This is a genomic window from Leuconostoc sp. (assembly GCF_965300815.1).
This window is the reverse complement of record NZ_CBDKZH010000128.1, coordinates 1-3,416: the sequence shown is the minus strand read 5'-3', so window position 1 is coordinate 3,416 and position 3,416 is coordinate 1. Positions and strand designations below refer to the sequence as shown.

4 protein-coding genes are annotated in these 3,416 nt (G+C 45.8%); all 4 read left to right on the top strand.

Features of this window, described 5'->3' with window-relative positions:
• Positions 1-449, top strand: a 449-nt coding sequence (locus ACW12G_RS07140) for a class II aldolase/adducin family protein (RefSeq protein ID WP_455647623.1), incomplete at its 5' end; no start/stop codon positions are given.
• Positions 450-572: 123 nt separating this feature from the next.
• On the top strand, positions 573-1,526 hold the full coding sequence (locus tag ACW12G_RS07135; RefSeq protein ID WP_455647622.1) for a ketopantoate reductase family protein: 954 nt from the start codon (positions 573-575) through the stop codon (positions 1,524-1,526).
• A 75-nt stretch (positions 1,527-1,601) separates the two neighbouring features.
• A complete protein-coding gene (gene msrA / locus ACW12G_RS07130) occupies positions 1,602-2,129 on the top strand; it encodes a peptide-methionine (S)-S-oxide reductase MsrA (RefSeq protein ID WP_029509697.1) in 528 nt (175 codons plus the stop codon).
• Positions 2,130-2,286: 157 nt separating this feature from the next.
• Positions 2,287-3,231, top strand: coding sequence for a ribonuclease Z (gene rnz, locus ACW12G_RS07125; RefSeq protein WP_455647621.1), 945 nt, complete (start codon positions 2,287-2,289; stop codon positions 3,229-3,231).
• The last annotated feature ends 185 nt before the right edge of the window (positions 3,232-3,416 follow it).

The following is a 3,416-nucleotide window of genomic DNA, read 5'->3' as shown; positions in this document are numbered from 1 at the left end:
GGCCAGAAGTGGGCGGAATTGTGCATACGCATTCCAAGTGGGCGGTTGCCTTTGCCCAGGCGGGCATTCCAGTGCCTGCGGCAGGGACAACGCATGCAGATACGTTTTACGGGGATGTCCCAATTGCTGACCGCCTCACACAAGCGGAAGTCGATGGCGACTATGATTTAAATACCGGCCAATCTATTGTGCGCGTGTTTGATCGTCAGCACCTTGATCCGATGGCCATTCCTGGTGTGTTAACCAATTATCATGGGCCATTTACTTGGGGAAAGGATGCCAAAACGGCAGTCCAAAACGCTATTGTGCTAGACGTGGTTTCAGAAATTGATTTCCACACCATGCAGTTAAATCCAACCCAAGATTTACATGTGCCACAATACTTGCTTGATCGGCATTATTTCCGCAAGCATGGCGCACATGCTTATTACGGCCAAGACACCCACTAAGCTGGTCAGTTGCCAGTGCGCCGCTGAATTGTCGCTTTTTCAAAAACCAACGTGTGGTAAAATAATAGTAATTATTTATTTCTGAAAGCGGAGGCGTTCATCGCTGATGGACGAATATAAATTATGAAAATAGCGATTGCAGGATTTGGCGCACTTGGCGCACGTTTGGGCATTATGCTACAAGCGGCCGGTCATGATGTGACCGGGATTGACGGGTGGCCAGCACACATTGCCGCCATTAATACCAAGGGATTGACGGTTGTCCATGATGATCAAGACCCAAAGGTTTATTATTTACCCGTGATGACCCCACAAGAAGTAACGGGGACGTTTGACCTGATTATTTTGTTGACTAAGACACCACAGTTGGATCGGATGTTGACGGATATTGCGCCAATTATCACCGATCAAACACAATTACTCATCTTGTCTAACGGTTTGGGTAATATTGAAGTGATGGCAAAGCACGTGGCCAAGTCACAAATTGTGGCCGGTGTGACGTTGTGGACGTCATCTTTGGTGAAGCCTGGTGAAATCCACACAACTGGTTCCGGTTCGATCAAGTTACAAGCACTGGCTGGCGGGGAGGCGCAACCGATCGTTGAGGCATTGAACGAAGCCGGCTTGAATGCCGAATTGGTACCAGATGTCATGACAGCCATTTGGCATAAAGCCGGTATCAATGCCGTTTTGAATCCATTGTCAGTGTTGTTAGATGCTAACATTGCCGAATTTGGTACGGCGGGCAATGCCATGGGTATGGCGTTAAATATTTTGGATGAAATGAAGCAAGTCGGGGCCTCACAAGGTATTAAAGTTGATGTCGCTGGCATTATTGCGGACTTGAGTCGGTTATTGAAACCAGAAAATGCGGGTAATCATTATCCGTCTATGTATCTAGACATTCAAAATGGTAATCGAACAGAAATTGACTTTTTAAATGGTTACTTTGCGCTTCTGTGGCAACAAGAAGGAATTCCAACCCCATTTAATGCGTTGGTTACACGATTGATTCACGCCAAGGAAGATATTGTGCGCACGAAGCTAGCCAAAGAAAAAGAAAATTTTGAAATTTGAGTTTGATTATAGTATGATGAGAGAGACGAAGAACGTTTCTCTTTTTTATTTTAGCAACGAGATAAGGACAAACTCATGACAAAGACGACGGAAACAGCCATTTTTGCTGGCGGATGCTTTTGGTGCATGGTGCAACCATTTGATTCATTGCCTGGCATTGAAAAAGTACGCTCCGGTTATACCGGTGGCCACACAGAAAATCCAACTTACGAAGAAGTAAGTTCACACACGACGGGGCATACGGAAGCCGTGAAAATTTGGTTTGACCCAGCACAATTATCGTATGCCGAATTGGTCGAAATTTACTGGGAACAAACGGATCCAACTGATGCCATGGGCCAGTTCCAAGATCGTGGTGACAATTACCGACCCGTGATTTTTGTCGCTGATGACACGCAACGTGCCATTGCGGAAAAGTCCAAAGCGGCATTAGCAGCCTCTGGTCGCTTTGATGCACCAATTGTGACAACAATAGAAGACGCGCAACCGTTTTATGAAGCCGAAGAATATCATCAGGACTTCTATAAGAAGGATCCAGCGCGCGAAGCGATGGTCATGGCCAGTCGTGTGGCTTTCCAAAAGACCCATTGGGATGACAAGTAAACAGCGTGAGCTGTTTTTATTTTGTCTTCAGATCGCTATCAAGTGTTGATATATGGTAAAATAGTTAAGTTATAGATGATACAAGATCGTCTAATTGATAAGGGGAAAAACGTGCCAGCCACAGCGTTAAGCGATGTGACGGGACGCTTAAGATAACATGCAACTTGAATTTTTAGGCACTGGTTCTGGTCAACCATCAAAATTTAGAAATGTGACAAGCATTGCGCTGCGCCTTCTTGACGAACGCAATGCCGTTTGGTTATTTGACGTCGGGGAAGCCACTCAACATCAAATTCTCAAGACAACATTGCGACCACGCAAGGTTGAAAAAATCTTTATTTCACATTTGCATGGGGATCACATTTTTGGGTTGCCTGGCTTTTTGAGTTCACGGTCATTTCAAGGGGCTGATAAGCATGAACCCCTGACCATTTATGGGCCAAAAGGCATTAAAGACTTCGTGCAAACGGCGTTGCGGGTTTCAGAAACGCGCTTATCTTATACCTTAGTTTATGTTGAATTAACCGAAGGGGTTATTTTTGATGATAAGACTTTCCGTGTGATTGCAGCTAAGATGCGTCACCGGATTGATACTTGGGGTTTTCGTGTTGAAGAAAAAGATCATCCAGGCGAACTATTGGTCGAAAAGTTGCGTGAGCAAAATGTGCCATCTGGCCCAGTCTTTGGCCAATTGAAGGCGGGTAAGCGGGTAACCTTACCAGATGGGCGGATTCTGGATGGCCGCGATTACATTGGTGCGGCGCAAAAGGGTCGCGTGGTGACCTTTATTTTGGATACGCGGCCCAATGACAACATTGAAGTATTGGCGCTAAACGCCGACGTTTTGGTACATGAAAGTACTTATGGTGCCGGTGATGAAGAAGCCAAAATGGCACGCGCGCATGCCCATTCAACGAGTGTCAATGCCGCTAATACTGCTCGACGGGCCCATGTTGATAAGTTGATTTTAACACATTTATCAGCACGTTATATTGGACCAATGGTGAAAACTTTGGTCGCCGATGTGCGCAAAATTTTCCCTAATACAGTGGTGGCTAGAGACTTAGATGTCATTGATGTGCCATTTAAGAAAGACAAATAAAGGCCGTCGGCCAGTAAGTTAAAGAAGGTTACAATGAGTCAAAATAATTGGCGTTTGCTGCCCCAACCAGCGGAAAAAACAGTCCGCCAGCTCACGTCACAACTAAATATTGCCCAATTGACGGCCACGATTGTGGCGCAAAAAGGCTACACGACACCCGAAGCGGCGTTTGCTTATCTCCAACC